14 protein-coding genes are annotated in these 15,822 nt (G+C 71.9%); 9 read left to right on the top strand and 5 right to left on the bottom strand.

All coding sequences use genetic code 11. The features are described from left to right. A complete protein-coding gene (ilvD, locus tag VPH61_RS16435; RefSeq protein ID WP_204459073.1) occupies window positions 1-1,695 on the bottom strand; it encodes a dihydroxy-acid dehydratase in 1,695 nt (564 codons plus the stop codon). A 9-nt stretch (window positions 1,696-1,704) separates the two neighbouring features. Then, window positions 1,705-3,951: a bifunctional alpha,alpha-trehalose-phosphate synthase (UDP-forming)/trehalose-phosphatase gene (locus VPH61_RS16430; protein WP_332064587.1), complete on the bottom strand. Its 2,247-nt coding sequence runs from the start codon at window positions 3,949-3,951 to the stop codon at window positions 1,705-1,707. 120 nt (window positions 3,952-4,071) lie between these two features. Here VPH61_RS16430 and VPH61_RS16425 point away from each other — a divergent pair, with 120 nt between their 5' ends. Beyond that, window positions 4,072-4,473, top strand: a complete 402-nt coding sequence (locus VPH61_RS16425) for a RidA family protein (protein WP_332064586.1) — start codon at window positions 4,072-4,074, stop codon at window positions 4,471-4,473. Window positions 4,474-4,537: 64 nt separating this feature from the next. Here the strand turns inward: VPH61_RS16425 and VPH61_RS16420 are convergent, their stop codons facing one another. The 3 genes from VPH61_RS16420 to VPH61_RS16410 are packed head-to-tail and all read right to left on the bottom strand — an operon-like array spanning window position 4,538 to window position 10,005. After that, window positions 4,538-6,511, bottom strand: a complete 1,974-nt coding sequence (locus VPH61_RS16420; protein WP_332064585.1) for a YhgE/Pip domain-containing protein — start codon at window positions 6,509-6,511, stop codon at window positions 4,538-4,540. Further along, the gene (locus VPH61_RS16415) at window positions 6,508-9,393 is read right to left on the bottom strand and encodes an MMPL family transporter (RefSeq protein WP_332064584.1); all 2,886 of its coding nucleotides are present in this window, start codon (window positions 9,391-9,393) and stop codon (window positions 6,508-6,510) included. The genes VPH61_RS16420 and VPH61_RS16415 overlap by 4 nt, the downstream gene beginning before the upstream one ends. Window positions 9,394-9,402: 9 nt before the next feature. Further along, window positions 9,403-10,005, bottom strand: coding sequence for a TetR/AcrR family transcriptional regulator (locus VPH61_RS16410; RefSeq protein ID WP_332064583.1), 603 nt, complete (start codon window positions 10,003-10,005; stop codon window positions 9,403-9,405). A gap of 97 nt (window positions 10,006-10,102) precedes the next feature. Between VPH61_RS16410 and VPH61_RS16405 the strand changes: the two genes are divergently transcribed. The 8 genes from VPH61_RS16405 (at window position 10,103) to VPH61_RS16370 (ending at window position 15,729) form a co-directional block, all read left to right on the top strand. After that, complete coding sequence (locus tag VPH61_RS16405) at window positions 10,103-10,291, top strand: hypothetical protein (RefSeq protein ID WP_332064582.1); 189 nt, start codon at window positions 10,103-10,105, stop codon at window positions 10,289-10,291. 102 nt (window positions 10,292-10,393) lie between these two features. Then, window positions 10,394-10,870: a hypothetical protein gene (locus VPH61_RS16400; protein WP_332064581.1), complete on the top strand. Its 477-nt coding sequence runs from the start codon at window positions 10,394-10,396 to the stop codon at window positions 10,868-10,870. 180 nt (window positions 10,871-11,050) lie between these two features. After that, window positions 11,051-11,806 (top strand): biotin transporter BioY, encoded by a 756-nt coding sequence (locus tag VPH61_RS16395; protein WP_332064580.1) that lies wholly within the window; start codon window positions 11,051-11,053, stop codon window positions 11,804-11,806. After that, on the top strand, window positions 11,803-13,080 hold the full coding sequence (locus VPH61_RS16390; protein ID WP_332064579.1) for an AMP-binding enzyme: 1,278 nt from the start codon (window positions 11,803-11,805) through the stop codon (window positions 13,078-13,080). The genes VPH61_RS16395 and VPH61_RS16390 overlap by 4 nt, the downstream gene beginning before the upstream one ends. Then, window positions 13,077-14,240, top strand: a complete 1,164-nt coding sequence (locus tag VPH61_RS16385) for a thiolase family protein (protein ID WP_332064578.1) — start codon at window positions 13,077-13,079, stop codon at window positions 14,238-14,240. Before VPH61_RS16390 ends, VPH61_RS16385 begins: the two co-directional genes overlap by 4 nt. Beyond that, window positions 14,240-14,929, top strand: a complete 690-nt coding sequence (locus VPH61_RS16380) for an energy-coupling factor ABC transporter ATP-binding protein (RefSeq protein ID WP_332064577.1) — start codon at window positions 14,240-14,242, stop codon at window positions 14,927-14,929. The genes VPH61_RS16385 and VPH61_RS16380 overlap by 1 nt, the downstream gene beginning before the upstream one ends. Next, window positions 14,926-15,519, top strand: a complete 594-nt coding sequence (locus VPH61_RS16375) for an energy-coupling factor transporter transmembrane component T family protein (protein WP_332064576.1) — start codon at window positions 14,926-14,928, stop codon at window positions 15,517-15,519. Before VPH61_RS16380 ends, VPH61_RS16375 begins: the two co-directional genes overlap by 4 nt. A gap of 78 nt (window positions 15,520-15,597) precedes the next feature. Then, window positions 15,598-15,729 carry a hypothetical protein gene (locus tag VPH61_RS16370; protein ID WP_332064575.1) on the top strand — a complete coding sequence of 44 codons (132 nt, stop codon included), beginning with the start codon at window positions 15,598-15,600 and terminating at the stop codon, window positions 15,727-15,729. Window positions 15,730-15,822: the final 93 nt, after the last annotated feature.

The raw sequence follows: 15,822 nt of genomic DNA, 5'->3' as shown, positions 1-15,822 counted from the left end.
TCAGCCCGTCGTGGCGCCTTCAGCGGCGGAACGCACGAGCTTCGAGTACTTCGCGAGGACGCCACGGGTATAGCGCGGGGGAAGCGGAGCCCAGCCTTCACGGCGGGCAGCCAGCTCGGCATCGTCGACCAGTAGGTCGATGGAACGAGCTGCGATATCGACCCGTATGAGATCACCATCGCGCACGAAGGCGATGGGACCTGCGTCCACCGCTTCGGGTGCCAGATGGCCGATGCAGAGGCCGGTTGTGCCGCCTGAGAATCGACCGTCCGTCAAGAGTAGTACATCTTTTCCGAGACCGGCGCCCTTGATGGCTGCGGTGATGGCCAGCATCTCCCGCATGCCGGGCCCGCCCTTGGGGCCCTCATAGCGGATGACGACCACGTCGCCCGCCTTGATCTCGCCTGCGGTGAGTGCGTCCATCGCCGCCCGCTCGCGCTCGAACACGCGCGCGGGGCCCTCGAACGTGGCCGCATCGAAACCGGCCGTCTTCACGACCGCACCCTCGGGCGCGAGCGAACCGTGCAGGATCGTGAGCCCGCCGGTCTCGTGGATCGGGTTGTCGAGCGTGCGGAGCACCTCGCCGTCGAGCGGCGGCAGGTTCAGCTCCTCGAGGTTCTCGGCCATCGTCTTGCCGGTGACGGTGAGCACGTCGCCGTGCAGGAGGCCGGCGTCGAGGAGCGCCTTCATCAGCACGGGCACGCCGCCGCGACGGTCGACGTCGTTCATGACGTACTTGCCGAACGGCTTCAGGTCGCCGATGTGGGGCACCTTCGCACCGATGCGGTTGAAGTCGTCGAGCGTCAGGTCGACCTCGGCCTCGCGGGCGATCGCGAGCAGGTGCAACACGATGTTCGTCGAGCCGCCGAGCGCCATGCCGACCGCGATGGCGTTCTCGAACGCCTTCTTGGTGAGGATCTGACGGGCCGTGATGCCGTGCTTCAGGAGGTTCACGACCGCCTCGCCCGAGCGGTGCGCGTAGTAGTCGCGACGGCGGTCGGCGGACGCCGGCGATGCCGAGCCCGGCAGCGAGAGGCCGAGCGCCTCGGCGACCGAGGCCATGGTGTTGGCGGTGTACATGCCGCCGCAGGCACCCTCGCCCGGGGCGAACGCGCACTCGATGCGGTGCGCGTCTTCGGCGCTCATGGTGCCGGCCTTGACCGCGCCGACCGCCTCGAACGAGTCGATGATCGTGATGTCTTTCTCGGTGCCGTCGGAGAGACGCACCCAGCCGGGCGCGATCGAGCCCGCGTAGAGGAAGACGGAGGCGAGGTCGAGACGGGCGGCTGCCATGAGCATGCCCGGGATGGACTTGTCGCAGCCCGCGAGCAGCACCGAGCCGTCGAGGCGCTCGGCCTGCATGACGACCTCGACCGAGTCGGCGATGACCTCACGCGAGACGAGGGAGAAGTGCATGCCCTCGTGGCCCATCGAGATGCCGTCGGAGACGGAGACGGTGCCGAACTGCAGCGGGTAGCCGCCGCCGCCGTGCACGCCCTCCTTCGCCGCCTGCGCGAGGCGTGCGAGCGAGAGGTTGCAGGGGGTGATCTCGTTCCAGGAGGACGCGATGCCGATCTGCGGCTTGTCCCAATCGGCATCGCCCATGCCGACGGCGCGGAGCATGCCCCGGCTGGTCATGGCTTCGATACCGTCGGTGACGGTGCGGCTACGAGGTTTGGGATCGAACTCCGACATGCAACGAGTCTATGGCCAGCGCGAGGGGCCCCCGTGCGTCGCTTCACGGGCCTCGGCGAGGCGCTCGAGCAGGTTCGCGACGTCGTCGGGACTGCGCACGCGGTGGGCCGCGAGCGACCGGCCCTGACCGACCTTCACGCCGAGGTCCTCCGACTCGAGGGCGGCGAAGGCGTCTTCGTCGGTGACGTCGTCGCCGACGTAGATGACCGCGCTCGCCCCCGAGTGCTGGCGGAGCCGGGTGAGCGCCTCGCCCTTGTCGCTCGGGCGCACCGAGAACTCCAGCACGCCCTTGCCGCCCCGCACGGTGAGCTCGGGGATCTCGGCCTCGACGCGCGCCTTGGCCACCTTCTGCAGCTCGCTCGCGGTATCTGGCGCGACCTTCCGCGTGTGCAGCGCGAGCCCGGCCGGCTTCCACTCCACCCATGCGCCCTCGGCGCCGGAGGCGACCTCCTCGAGCAGTCGGGTGAGGTGCTCGAGCGCGGCGAGCTCGGCGTCGCGGAGGTCGATCGTGACGCCCCCGGTGTCGAGTTGCAGCTCGACGCCGTGCGAGCCGCTCATGAGCGTGCCCTGCGGCGGATCGGCGACCTCGCGGAGGCTCTCGAGCGCGCGGCCCGAGACGATCGCGACCCGGGTGTCGTCGGTGTCGGCGAGGCGTTCGATCGCCGCGCGGGCGCGGCTCGTCGCCCGCGCATCCTCGGGCCGGTCGACGAGCGGCGCGAGCGTGCCGTCGAAGTCGAGGGCGACGAGCAGGCGGTCGGTGCTCGCGATACGGGAGATCGCGGCATCCAGCCCGTCTGGGACGCCCGAGGCGATAATGCCGGCCCCGGTCAGCGTCTTCAGGAACGTCGATGACCACTTGGCGACGTCGTTCTCACGCACGCGCTTGCGCAGCGCCCGCATGCGACGGGCGCGCTCCTTGCGAGGCATCCGTGCCGCCTCGACCATCGCGTCCTTCAGGCCCTCGATGTCATGCGGGTTCACGAGGATCGCCTGGCGCAGCTCGTCGGATGCTCCGGTGAACTCGCTGAGCACGAGCACGCCGTCGTCGTCGAAGCTGCAGGCGACGAACTCCTTCGCCACGAGGTTCATGCCGTCGCGGAGCGCCGTGACGAGCATGACGTCGGCCGCCAGGTACAGCGCCACCATCTCTTCACGCGGGTAGCCGTGATGCAGGTAGGCGATGGCCTGGTGGCCGAGGGTCGAGTGGTCGCCGTTCAGCCGGCCCACCATGAGCTCGATCTCGTCGCGCAGCTGCCGGTACGTCTCGACGCGCTCGCGCGACGGGCTCGCGACCTGCACGAGCGTGACGTCCTCCACCGAGAGCCGGCCGTCGCGCAGCAGTTCGCCGTAGGCCTTCAGGCGGTGCCGGATGCCCTTCGTGTAGTCGAGGCGGTCGACGCCGAGCATGATCGTCTCGGGGTTGCCGAGGCTCTCACGGATCTCGTGGGCGCGAGCCTGCACCTCGGGGCGCCGCGCGAGCTCCTCGAACCCCGCCGAATCGATCGAGATCGGGAACTGCCGGGCGACGACGTGGCGCACCTCGCCGTCGGGGCCCGGCACGTCGAGCACGCTGCCCCGAGTGGCGTAGCCGAACAACCGGCGCACGGCGCGCGTGAAGTTGCCGGCGTCGGCGGCGCGCTGGAAGCCGATGACGTCGGCGCCCAGCAGGCCGTCGAGCACCTGGCGCCGCCACGGCAGCTGCGAGTAGATGCCGTAGGCCGGGAACGGGATGTGGTTGAAGAAGCCGATGACGAGGTCGGGGCGCTTCTCGCGCAGCATCTTCGGCACGAGCTGCAGCTGGTAATCCTGCACCCAGACGACCGCGCCGGGCGACGCGGCGCGTGCAGCGGCCTCCGCGAACCGGCGGTTCACCCGCACGTAGGCGTCCCACCACTCGCGGTGGTACGACGGAGGTGCGATGACGTCGTGGTAGAGCGGCCAGAGCGTGTCGTTGGAGAAGCCCTCGTAGTACTCCTCGAGCTCCGACTCCGAGAGCGGCACCGGGATGATGTTGATGCCGTCGTGCTCGAACGGGTCGAACTCGCGGTCGGCGACTCCCGCCCATCCGACCCAGGCGCCGTCGGCGGCGCGCATGACGGGTTCGAGGGCGGTGACGAGCCCGCCGGGCGAGCTCTTCCAGGTGGTCTCCCCGTCTGGGCCGGGCTGGTAGTCGACCGGCAACCGGTTGGAGACCACGATCATGTCGTAGGCGGCGTCGACGTAGAGATCGTCGCGTGATGGTTCAGGGGCGTTCATAGAGCGGATGTCCCTCCTCGCGCTCCGCTCAGGCTAACAGCCGCTCGCGCCTCGACCGGCTGCGCCCGTCGGTTGACGGCCGTTGCTGCGCCTGTCGGTGGCGAGTGGGAGCATGCCCGCATGGAGATCACACGAATCCAACCGGCCGGTCTCGTCGTGAGCCCGGCGTTCAGCCACGTCGCCGTCGTGCCCGCGGGTGCGACGACCGTCTACATCGGCGGCCAGAACGGTGTCGACGAGACGGGCGCCGTCGTCTCCGACGATGTCGTCGCCCAGTCCGTCAGGGCCCTCGACAACGCGGAGATCGCGCTCGAGGCCGCCGGCGCCTCGCTCGCCGATGTCGTGCAGTGGACGGTGTTCATCGCCGAAGGCGCCGACCTCGGGGCCGCCTACGGCGCGATCGGGCCGCGACTCGGCGGTGCCGACGCCCCGCCGCTCGTCACGGCCGCGGTCGTCGCCGCGCTCGGCGTGCCGGGCGCCCTGATCGAGGTGAGCGCGATCGCGGCGCTGAACCCGGCCTGACCCGCTGCAAGACCACCCGGTGCCTGCCGCCATCGCGTCAGGCACCGGGTGTCAGGCAGGGGTGTCAGCCGAGCGCAGCCGCGGCGAATCCGATCGAGCGGATGCCCCGGCGCCGACCGACGACGAGCGCCGTGCCGAGCACGCCCACGAGTCCGAAGACGACGAGCACGCCCGCCGCCATCGCGACCGATCCCCCGGCGGCGCCCGAGACGATGAACTGCATGCCCTGCACCGCCCAGGTGAGCGGCAGCACGGGACTGATCGCCTGGTACGGACCGCTCAGCACCTCGACCGGGTACAGCCCGCCCGAAGCGGTGAGCTGCAGCGCGACGAGCACGAGCGAGATGAGCAGGCCCGCCCGGCCGAGCCACACCGTCAGGAAGGCGTGCAGCGAGGTGAAGACGAGGGCGAGCAGCGCGGCGAACGCGAGCGTCTGCGGCAGCAAGCTCCAGGCGACGCCCATGACGCCGTGCAGCAGCAGCACGACGGCGACGGCCTGTGCGAGGGCGATGAGACCGGCACGCGCGAGCGTGCGCCAGACGAGGCCGCCGGTCGAGGCGGTGGAGCGGAGCGCTTCCCGCCCGAACGGCCGGAAGACGAGGAAGAGCGCGAGCGCACCGAGCCACAGGCCGACCGGGAGGAAGAGCATGCCGATGACGTCGCCGGTGCCGGCGATCTCGTGATCGCGGCTCGCGTCGACCGTGACCGGCTCGGCGATGACCCCGGCGGTCTTCGCGGCATCGATGTCGGTGAGCGCGGTCGCGCTCTCGGCGCCCGAAGCGAGACCCGAGGCGAGGGTGTCGGCGCCGCTCGCGAGCTGCGTGGCACCGCTCGCGGCATCGGCTGCGCCGGTCTGGAGTGCGCCGAGACCGCCCGCGAGGCTGTCGAGGCCCGTGGCGAGGCCATCGGCCCCGTCGCGGATCGCTGCCGATCCCCCGGCCAGCTGAGCGGCGCCGTCGGCGGACTGGGCGATGCCGCCCTGGATGCCGGCGATGCCGCTCGACGCCGACGCCGAAAGGGTCGCACCCTGTGCATCGAGCTGGGCGAGCCCGCCGCCGACGCCCGTCACGCCGGCTCGGAGGCCGCAGATGTCCTTCAGTGGATCAGGAAGCGGAGTCACTGCGCAGCTGGCGGCACCACCGGGGATGCTCGCGTCGATGAGGCCGAGCAGGCCCGGCTGCAGGGCCGCGTAGTTCTTGCTGATCGAGGAGACTCCGCCGGTGTAGGCGGTGATTCCCGAAGAGAGCTCGCTGAGCCCCGAAGCACCCACGCTCAGCTGGCCGAGCCCGCCCGCGAGACCGTCGACGCCCTGCGTGTACTGCGTGACACCCGCGGCGTACTGGTGCGCGCCGCTCGCGGCATCCGCTGCGCCCGTGGTCGCCGAGGCGACCCCGCTCGAGAGGGTGCCGAGGCCGCCCGCGAGCGAGCCGACGCCGCTCGAGAGCTGCGTCGCGCCGTCGGCGGCCTCCCCGAGCGAGCCGCCCATCGCCCCGAGGTTCGCGTATAACCCCTCGAGGTACTGCGCCGTCAGCTCTCGGCCGAACGTCGCCGACATGGCGTCGCCGACCGATTGCGCGACGGAGCCGGCGAGGTAGCCGTGGGCGTCGTCGGTACGGATGTCGAGGTTCGCCTGCGTCGGGTCGGCGCCCGAGAGCGAGGTCACCGACTCCGAGAAGTCGGCGGGAATCGTGAGCACCGCGTAGGCGTCGCCCGAGGCGAGGAGGTCGGCGGCCTCGTCGTCGTTCGAGATCTTCCATTGGAATCCGGAGGCCTCGGGGTCGGTCAGCTCGGTCACGAGCAGTCGCCCCGCGAGCACGGGCTGCTCGGTGCCGTCGGGCAGCGTCATCGTGACCATCTCGTCGTTGTTCACGACGACGGCCGGAATCTGCTCGAGGTTGTCGCCGCCGGTGCCGACGGCGCCGGAGACGAGCCCGGCGACGGCGAGCGGCACGGCGACGACCGCGGCGACCAGCACGCCGAAGCGCACGCGTCGCTGACCGGGCGTCGAGCCGAAGAGTCGGGAGAGTCGGGTGCTCATCGGAGGGCCTCCTGGCTGCGCGAGACGGGTTCGAGGGTGCGGATGCCGCGGGCCGCGAGTTGCGGCGAGACCGCGGGTGACACGGCGGCGGCGCCGAGGCCGACGATCACCGTGACCTGGGCGGGCACGAGCGCGGCGAGCGCATGCCAGAGGGCGCCGGTGGACGAACCCGGATCGTCGTCGAGGTCGATGACGATCGCCTTCGGCCGCTCGGCGAGCGCCGCCGCCACGGCGACGAGTGTGCGGGCCTCGACGCCGAGCGCGGAGAGCGGCGTCTCGGTCGTGAACCGCGGCCCGTCGGGGCCGTGGCCGGCGGCAGCAGCCGCGCGTTCGGTCCAGGTGTGCACGAGCCCGTTCGACGGTGCGACGCGGTACCAGGGGCGTGTGGCGTCGAGGCGGACGGCGATGAGTTCGCCGATCGTGGCGCCCGGCGAGGCATCTGCCGCGACCTCGGCGATCGCGACACCGCGCATGACGGTGCCGGCGCCCGAGGGCAACGGCGAGCCGAGCACCGCGAGGCGGCCCCCGACCGGCGCGAGCCGGCCCGCGAGGGTCGCCGAGACGACGCGGCGATCGACGGCGTCGCCCTGCACGACGAGCACGCCGCCCACCGGCACCTCGACCGTCAGCGGGCCGATCGGCCGCTCGGGCAGCCCGAAGACGGCGTCCTCGGCGTTCACGGCGGCGGGACGCGACGCCGCCCACTCCTCCTGCTCGAGGTGGGCGCGCAGGCCCTCGCCCTCGATGTCGACGTTCGGCAGCACCCTGGCGAGCCACTTCGGCAGCCACCAGGCCGCGTTGCCGGCGAGCGCCATCGCCGCGGGCACGAGCGTCATGCGCACGAGGAAGGCGTCGAACGCGACGCCCACGGCGAGCGCGAAGGCGATGCCCTTGATCACGCCGGCACCCTCGGGCACGAAGGCGAAGAAGACGAAGAACATGATGAGGGCAGCGGCCGTGACGACGCGTGCGGCGTGCTGGAAGCCGTGCACGATCGACTTCCGTGCATCCCCGGTCTTCACGTACTCCTCGCGCATGCCCGAGACGAGGAACACCTGGTAGTCCATGGCGAGGCCGAACAGCACCGCCATGAGCAGGATCGGCAGGAAGCTCAGGATCGGCCCGGGCTCGACGTGCAGCAGCTCGGCGAGCCATCCCCATTGGAAGATCGCGACCGTGACGCCGATTGCGCCGAACGCCGAGAGCAGGAAGCCGAGGGCCGCCTTGATCGGCACGAACACCGAACGGAACACCATGAGGAGCAGCACGATCGAGAGACCCACGACGATGAGCGCGAACGGGATCAGCGCGTCGGCGAGCCGGTTCGAGATGTCGATCGCGACGGCCGTGTAGCCGGTGACGGCGATGGGCGTGCCGAAGTCGTCGGTGATCGAGGGTTCGAGCTCGCGGAGGTTCTCGACGAGCACCTTCGTCGCCGGGGCATCCGGTGCGCTCTCGGGAATGACCTGGATGATCGCCGTGTCGGCCGTCGCGTTCGGCAGCCCCTGCCCGACGAACGCGACGTCGTCGAGTTCGCCGATGCGGGCGCCGATGGCGTCGAGGTCGCCGAAGATATCGGTCGTCTGGGTGATGTCGACGGTGACGATGAGCGGGCCGTTGTAGCCCGGCCCGAAGCCGTCCTCGATCATCTCGTAGGCCTCCCGCTGGCTCGAGCCCTCGGTGCCCGAGCCGTTCGGGAGGTTGAGGTCGAGGCTGAGGGCCGGCACCGCGGCGGCGCCGAGCACGCCCACGACGAGCACGACGAACACCACGGGCGCCTTCAGCACGAGGTCGACCCAGCGGCGGCCCATCGTGCGCTTGCCGCTGTCGTCATCGGCGTTCGCACGGCGATGAGCGCGGCTGCCCGGCTTCGGCACGAGCTTGCGTCCGAAGACGCCGAGCAGGGCGGGCAGCAGCGTGACGGCGCCCGCCACGGCGATGAGCACGGCGAAGGCCGCGCCGACGCCCATGACGCTGAGGAACGGGATGCCGACCACCAGGAGCCCGAGCAGCGCGATGATGACGGTGAGGCCTGCGAAGACCACGGCACCGCCCGCGGTCGCGACCGCCTCTGCCGCCGACTCCTCGGGGTCTTGGCCGCGAGCGAGCTGGTTGCGATGCCGCGAAAGGATGAAGAGCGCGTAGTCGATGCCGACCGCGAGGCCGATCATGACGGCGAGCATGGGCGCCGTCGACGAGACCGTCGTGAACGCGGCGACGATCGAGATGCCGCCGAAGGCCGCGCCGACGCCGACGAGGGCGGTCAGCAGCGGCATGCCGGCCGCGAGGAGCGAGCCGAAGGTGATGACGAGCACGACCGCGGCGAAGAGCACGCCGAACACCTCTGTGACGGTGAGCCCGAAGCTCGTCTCCTGAAAGACGTCGCCGCCGAACGCGACGGTGAGGCCGGCGTCGACGCCGATCTCGCCCGTGGCCTCGACGGCCTCGAGCGACTCGGGGGTGACATCGGTGACCTGGCCGTCGAACTGGACCTGGATGTAGGCGGTGCGGGCGTCGCCCGAGATCTGGTCGCCCGCGTACTCGTCGAACGGTCCGAGCACGCTCGCGACCCCGTCGACCTGTTCGAGCTCGGCCTCCATCGCCTCGATCGCCGCGCGTGCGGAGGCCGCCTCGACGGTCTCGCCGTCGGGGGCCTCGACGACCGCCTTGGCCGAGGCTCCGGCGGTCTCGGGGAACACGGCGGCGAGCTGGTCGATGGCCGTCTGCGACTCGGTGCCGGGAATGGCGAAGGAGTCCTGCAGTTGACCGCCGAGGGCGAGGCCCGTGCCGAGCAGCCCGCCGAGCAGGAGCACCCACGCGACGATGACGTACCAGGCACGACGGAACGCGAAGCGGCCGATGCGGTGGAGGAGGAGAGCCATGGGGCGGTCCTATCGGGTCGGGCGGCCGTCGGCCGTCAGCAGGAGTTCGGAGAGCACGGCGACGAGGGCGTCGCGCACCTCTGCGTCGGCGAACTGCTGGTCGCCGTCGTCGAGGAACGTGGCGCCCGCCACGAGCATGTAGGTGGCGCCCGCGAGGGCGACGCCGAAGCGCATCTGCTCGGCGAGGCTCGCGTCGTCGGCGCAGATCGAGTCGGCGAGCCCCCGGATCGCGGTGTTCGCGCGTTCGATGACCGGCAGTCCGCGCAGCGACTGGCCCTGGTTCACGAAGGTGTGCACCGCGAGCCGGTTGCCGAGCAGGAAGTCGACGAAGCGCTCGATGAAGACGGCCCGGGCGGCGGCCGCCCGCCCGCCCGCGACGAAGTCGCGCAGCAGGGTCTCGAGCAGGTCGATCGCAGGGCCGATCGCGGCCTCGAGCAGCGCCTCCTTCGAGGCGTAGTGGTAGAGCACGCTCGACTTCGAGTAGCCGGCGTGGTCGGCGATCTGCTGCAGCGAGCTCGCGGCGAAGCCGACGGTCGCGAACTGCTCGAGAGCGGCTTGGCGCAGCTCGTCGCTGGCGCGCACGCGGGAGGGAACAGTGACGTCGGAGGGCATGCCTCCACGGTAATTGACCGATCGGTCAGCTCCTGCACGATCGGTCAGATTCACGGATGTCTCTCAGCCGCCGGAGTCGGCACGGTAGCGTTGCGACATGCGCAAGTACCTCTTCAGCGGCGCCGTGATCAGCGCCATCCTCAGTGGCATCGGCGTGGTGAAGACCACCGCCTCGGGGCCGCGCGATTGGCGCCTGCTGCTCATGTGGGTGTCGTGGGCGGCGAGCCTCGCGATCGCGATCGGGACGGTCGCCGAAGAGACCAAGCACGGCGAGCTCGGCGAATAACGACCCCGCGGCGGCGTTCCGCGGCGTGTCACTCGCAATCCGCACGAGCGTGCCCGAAACTGGGACGAACGACCCGAGACGAACCCACGAGAGGGGTCACCGATGTTCCGCCGCTGGCGCCGTGCACGGCTTGCCGCCCAGGCCTCCGCCCATGTTGCCGCCCCGACCCCGCGCCCTTCCGCGGCGGATCTTCGCGGCGAGCACATCTTCGAGCTGCTGAACTCGCGGCTGTCCGAATTCATCGGACCGGGTGGCGGCTGGTCGCTCGTACGCAAGTCAGACGGCGACACCGACCGCATCTTCCACGCGATGCTCACGCACCAGATCGCGGCCGAACTGACCCGCGCCATCCTCGAGGAGCGCGACTCCGTCGCGGTCGTCGTGCCCGCAGGCGAAGAGACCCTCGCACTCGGCTGGGAGCCGGCACCGCTCATCGTGTGGGCCGACCCGGTCGAGACGACCGCGCCGACCGAGGCGATGGCCGACGACGAACAGTTCGCCGAGGCATCCGCTGCAGTCGAGGCCGCAGCACTGCCGACGATCGGTGCTGCCACGGCGCTCGAGGCCCGCGCCGCCTGAGCCGCTTCCCGCTGGTTGAGGAGACGCGCCGGCGCCCTCTCGAAACCTCCGCTCGCGCAAGCGGGCCTCCCGCTCCAAAATCGGCCGCGCATTCTTGTACCGCCGATCGAGAATGCGCTCCCCCGCTCCTCGTAGCGTGATTTCCGGGCAGTCGCCCGCACGCCACGAGAGGGGAACCAGTTGAGCTCCGCCCACAGCACCAGTCAGAGCACCAGCACGACGACCACGACCGGGCCGAACGAGGCGCCTCCGCCTGCCCGCTCGCGGCGCAGCAGCGCTCGCGACCTGGCGCAGATCGCGGTCTTCGCCGCCCTCATCGCCGCGCTGGGCCTGCCCGGGGCGCTCTCGATCGGCGGCACGGCAGTGCCGATCACGTTCCAGACGCTCGGGGTGATGCTCGCCGGCGCGATCCTCGGCGCCCGCAAGGGCACCCTCTCGGTACTCCTCCTGATCGTGCTCGTCGCCGCCGGCCTGCCGCTGCTCTCCGGCGGCCGGGGCGGCCTCGGCGTGTTCATCGGCCCGTCGGTCGGCTACCTCATCGGGTGGCTGCTCGGCGCCGCCGTCATCGGCTGGGCGACGGCACGGCTGCTGCCGCGGTACCCGATCGCCCCGGCGCTCGCGTGGACCGCGCTCGGGGGCATCGTCGCCATCTACCTCGTCGGCGTGCCCGTCTTCGCCGCGATCACCGGCACCCCGCTCGGCGTCGCCATCGCAGGCTCGGCGTTCTTCCTCCCCGGCGACGTGCTCAAGGTCGTCGTGACCGTGCTCGTGGCGAAGGGCGTGCACCGGGCGTGGCCCGGGCTCATCGAGCCGAAGTCGTGGCCGTGGGCGTCGCGATCGAGCGCGGCCGCCGCTCCGACCGCAGGCTCGACCCCTTCCGACTCGTCCCCATCGACCGAACCGGCCGATACGACCACCTCGGACCGCTCGGCGTGAGCGACTGGCTGCGGGGACCGCGGGGCGGCATCGCCCTCGCGTTCGGCGGCGACGCCGTGCGCTACGGCGAGCTCGCCGACGCCGTCTCCGCGGCCGTGCTGCCGAGCGGCGACGGCCCCGTCGCGTGCCCGATCGGCACCGACCCAGTTCGGCTCGTCACCCTCGTGCTCGCCTGCCTCGAGCGCGGTCGCCCCGTGCTCGTCGGCGGTGACGCAGCGGACGCCGAGCGGATCTCGCCCGACCTGCCGCCCGGCACCGAGCTCGCGGTGCTCACCTCGGGTTCGTCCGACCCGGCCGGCACTCCTCGGGCGGTCGCCCGGACGAACGACTCCTGGCTCGCGTCGGCGGCGCCGCTCGCCGAGATCGCCGGGCTCCGAGCGAGCGACCGCATCGCCGTCACCGGGCCGCTGCACGTCTCCATGCACCTCTACGCGGCGCTGCACACGCTGTGGCTCGGCGCCTCCGTCGGCGACCGGCTCTCGGGAGCAACCACCGTGCACGCGACGCCGACGCGCCTGGCACGTCTCCTCGAGGCCGCCGACCCGCCCCTCACGGCGATCGTCGCCGGGGCGGCGATGAGCGACTCGCTGCGCGAGCGTGCGGCGGCGCGCGGCATCCGTCTGACCGAATACTACGGCGCGGCCGAACTCTCGTTCGTGGCCGTCGGCGACGGCGGCGCCCTCGCGCCGTTCCCGGGCGTCGACGTCGAACTCCGGCCGAGCGGAGCTGCCGGGGGCGGCGCCGTGGGCGAGCTCTGGGCTCGTTCGCCCTACCTCGCACTCGGCGCCGTCGGCGGCGGCATGCTCCGACGGAGTGACGACGGCTTCGCCACCGTGGGCGACCTCGCCGAACCGATCGGATCCGGCACCTTCCGCGTCGTCGGACGCGGGGACTCCGCGATCACGACCGCGGGCGCCACCGTGCTCGCGGAAGACCTCGAAGCACGACTCGCCGCATCGCCCGGCATCGCCTCGGCCGTCGTGCTCGGCGAACCGCACGAACTGCTCGGCGAGCGCATCGTCACGGTCGTCGAACTCGACGGCACGATGGATGCCGCGGCGGTCGTGGCAGCGGCACGGCAGCGCCTTCCCGCAGCCGAACGTCCGCGCCGGTGGTTCGTGAGCACGATCCCGATGACCGACTCCGGCAAACCCGCGCGAGGACTCGTCCGTGCCGCGCTCGAAACGGGGGCCCTCGGCCCGGCAGTGCCGCCGGTTCCGTCGATGCCGTCGGTTCCATCACCCGTCTCGGCTTCCGATCGGAGCGACGCATGACGCCGGGCCCTCGCACCGCGCCCGTCATCGTGGCCCCGCTGCGCTCCGCGATCGGCACGGCAGGCCGCAGCCTCGCCGCGCACACCGTCGACGCGATCGCCGCGCCGGTGCTCGCCGCGGTCGCCGCCGCCGTCGCCCCGAGCGGGCTGCCGATCGACGACGTCGTGGTCGGCAACTGCATGGGACCGGGCGGCGACCTCGCTCGCGTCGCCGCGCTGCGCGCCGGCCTCGGCACCTCGGTGCCCGGTGTCACGATCGACCGGCAATGCGGCTCGGGCCTCGACGCCGTCATGCAGGCGGCCGCCCGGGTGGGAGCCGGCACCGGCGAGTTGTTCCTCGCGGGCGGCGCGGAGTCCGCATCGACGGCGCCGCACCGGTCATGGCCGGAGTCGGGTGAGCGCTACATGCGCGCGCCCTTCGCCCCGGTCGGATTCCCCGACCCCGACATGGGCCCGGCCGCCGACCGTCTCGCGGCGGTTCGCGGCATCTCCCGTGAACGGCAGGACGCCTGGGCGGCCCGATCGCACGCCCGAGCCGCCGCCGCGCAGTCGAACGGCGTCTTCGACGGTGAGATCGTCGCGGTCGACGGCGTTGCGCGAGACGACCGGCCGCGAGCGTCGATGGACGCGACGCGGCTCGCGCGCTTCGCGCCGGCCTTCGCGGCCGACGCCAGCGCTGCAGCAGGCGCGAGCGGCACCGTCACCGCGGGCAACTCCTGCGGCTTCTCCGACGGCGCAGCGATGATGGCGGTCACGACCGATCGGGTCGCACGCGACCTCGGTCTCCCGTCACTCTCCATCGTGGCGACCGCCGTCACCGGCAGCGATCCCGCGCTGCCCGGCATCGGCGCGGCCTCCGCCGCCCGCCTCGCCCTCTCACGCGTCGGCCTGTCCCCCGCCGAACTCGGCTTCGTCGAGATCACCGAGGCGTTCGCGGCGCAGCTCCTGGCGGTCAGCGACGAGCTCGGGCTCGACGAGTCGATCATCTCGGCCGACGGCGGCGCCATCGCGCTCGGCCACCCGTGGGGCGCTTCGGGCGCCGTGCTGCTCGTGCGCCTCGCCGCCCGCATGTTCGCGTCGGATGACGCACGCCCGGGCCTCGCCGCCTGCTCGATCGGCGGCGGCCAGGGCATCGCCATGATCGTGGAACGGAACGCATGATGACCCGGATCGTCTTCGACCACGTCAGCCACGACTTCGACGCGGAGCGTGTCGTCGACGACGTCTCGCTCGTGCTCGACGAGCACCGCATCGGCATCGTCGGGGCCAACGGCTCGGGCAAGTCGACACTCGCCCGCATGATCAACGGGCTCGTCACGCCGACCAGCGGTCGCGTCTCGGTCGGCGGGCTCGACCTCGCCCGTCACGCGCGCGAGGTGCGCCGCACGGTCGGCTTCGTCTTCACGAACGCCGACAACCAGATCGTCATGCCGACGGTCCGCGAGGACGTCGCGTTCACGCTCCGGCGTCACAAGCTCGAGAAGGCGGATGCCGCGGCGCGCGTCGACGCGGCCCTGCACCGGTTCGGGCTCCACGACCTTGCCGACCGGCCGGCGCACCGCCTCTCGGGCGGTCAGAAGCAGCTGCTCGCGCTCGCCTCGGTGCTCGTCGCCGAACCGGGCGTCATCGTCGCCGACGAGCCGACCACGCTCCTCGACGCACGCAACGCGCGCCTCGTCGGCGAGCACTTCGCGGAGCTGCCCCAGCAGCTCGTCGTCGTCAGCCACCAGCTCGAGCTGCTCGACGGCTTCGACCGCGTCATCGTGATGGAGCACGGCCGGGTCGTCGCCGATGATCGGCCCGAGGTCGCGCTCGAGGCCTACCGCGAACTCATCGGCAGCCCGAGATGATCGGCGTCTTCCACCCGGGGCGCTCGCTCGTGCATCGCACTCCTGCACTCGCGAAGCTCGGCGTGCTCGCCGTACTCGTCACGGTGATCGCCCTCCAGACCTCCCTCGTCGCCCTCGCCGTGGCCTCGGGTGTCGTGGCCGCCCTGTTCGTCGTCGCGTGGCTCCCCGTCGGCCTCGTGTGGCGGCAGATCGTGCCGATCCTGTGGCTGCTCGCGTTCGCCGTGCCGGTGCAGGTGATCTTCGGCGGATGGGAGGCCGCGGCGACGATGGCCGTTCGGCTCGTGCTCGCCGTCGCCCTCGCTGCGCTCTACACGCTGACGACCCCCGTCACGGCGACCCTCGACGCCATGCAGGTGCTGCTTCGCCCGTTCCATCGCTGGATCGACGCCGATCGCGTCGGGCTCACGCTCGCCCTCACGATCCGGTGCGTGCCGCTCCTCGCCGACATCGTGCGCGAGGTGCTCGAGGCGAGGAAGGCGCGCGGTGCCGAGGGCTCGGTCGTGGCGCTCGCGGTGCCGGTCATCGTGCGGGCGCTGCAGACTGCTGAGCACCTCGGCGATGCGCTGACCGCGCGCGGCTTCGACGACTGAGCGACGTAGTCCACGACTGCACGGGCGAAGATGTCGTTGCCGAACCGGCCGGCAGCGTACGACACCGACCAACCGTGCTTGTGCACCCCGAATGCCTTCGCGCCGGCGAAGAAGGTCGGGATCGCCTTCGTCTCGATGAGCTGGTCCACGGATGCCGCGAGCGACGGGTTCTCCGCGAGCTGCTTCGCGACCTCGAGCGCCACTGCTTGATGCCTGGGCGCATCCGGCATCGCATCCGGATGGCTGGCGAGCACGGCCGGCGCTGCGGTGAAGATCTCGTGCTTCGGAGGTGCCGCATTGGTG

Origin of the sequence: Agromyces sp. CCNWLW203 (genome assembly GCF_036576125.1) — a bacterium.
GTDB lineage: Bacteria > Actinomycetota > Actinomycetes > Actinomycetales > Microbacteriaceae > Agromyces.
The sequence above is the reverse complement of the archived record's forward strand: the minus strand, read 5'-3'. Positions and strand labels throughout refer to the sequence as shown.

What these genes read in the sequence shown, in the direction of transcription:
- VPH61_RS16410 (WP_332064583.1), bottom strand. Translation starts at nt 10,005, where the DNA reads ATGCCCTCCGACGTCACTGTTCCCTCCCGCGTGCGCGCCAGCGACGAG.
- VPH61_RS16375 (WP_332064576.1), top strand. Translation starts at nt 14,926, where the DNA reads ATGATCGGCGTCTTCCACCCGGGGCGCTCGCTCGTGCATCGCACTCCT.
- VPH61_RS16380 (WP_332064577.1), top strand. Translation starts at nt 14,240, where the DNA reads ATGACCCGGATCGTCTTCGACCACGTCAGCCACGACTTCGACGCGGAG.
- VPH61_RS16405 (WP_332064582.1), top strand. Translation starts at nt 10,103, where the DNA reads ATGCGCAAGTACCTCTTCAGCGGCGCCGTGATCAGCGCCATCCTCAGT.
- VPH61_RS16420 (WP_332064585.1), bottom strand. Translation starts at nt 6,511, where the DNA reads ATGAGCACCCGACTCTCCCGACTCTTCGGCTCGACGCCCGGTCAGCGA.
- VPH61_RS16385 (WP_332064578.1), top strand. Translation starts at nt 13,077, where the DNA reads ATGACGCCGGGCCCTCGCACCGCGCCCGTCATCGTGGCCCCGCTGCGC.
- ilvD (WP_204459073.1), bottom strand. Translation starts at nt 1,695, where the DNA reads ATGTCGGAGTTCGATCCCAAACCTCGTAGCCGCACCGTCACCGACGGT.
- VPH61_RS16430 (WP_332064587.1), bottom strand. Translation starts at nt 3,951, where the DNA reads ATGAACGCCCCTGAACCATCACGCGACGATCTCTACGTCGACGCCGCC.
- VPH61_RS16425 (WP_332064586.1), top strand. Translation starts at nt 4,072, where the DNA reads ATGGAGATCACACGAATCCAACCGGCCGGTCTCGTCGTGAGCCCGGCG.
- VPH61_RS16400 (WP_332064581.1), top strand. Translation starts at nt 10,394, where the DNA reads ATGTTCCGCCGCTGGCGCCGTGCACGGCTTGCCGCCCAGGCCTCCGCC.
- VPH61_RS16415 (WP_332064584.1), bottom strand. Translation starts at nt 9,393, where the DNA reads ATGGCTCTCCTCCTCCACCGCATCGGCCGCTTCGCGTTCCGTCGTGCC.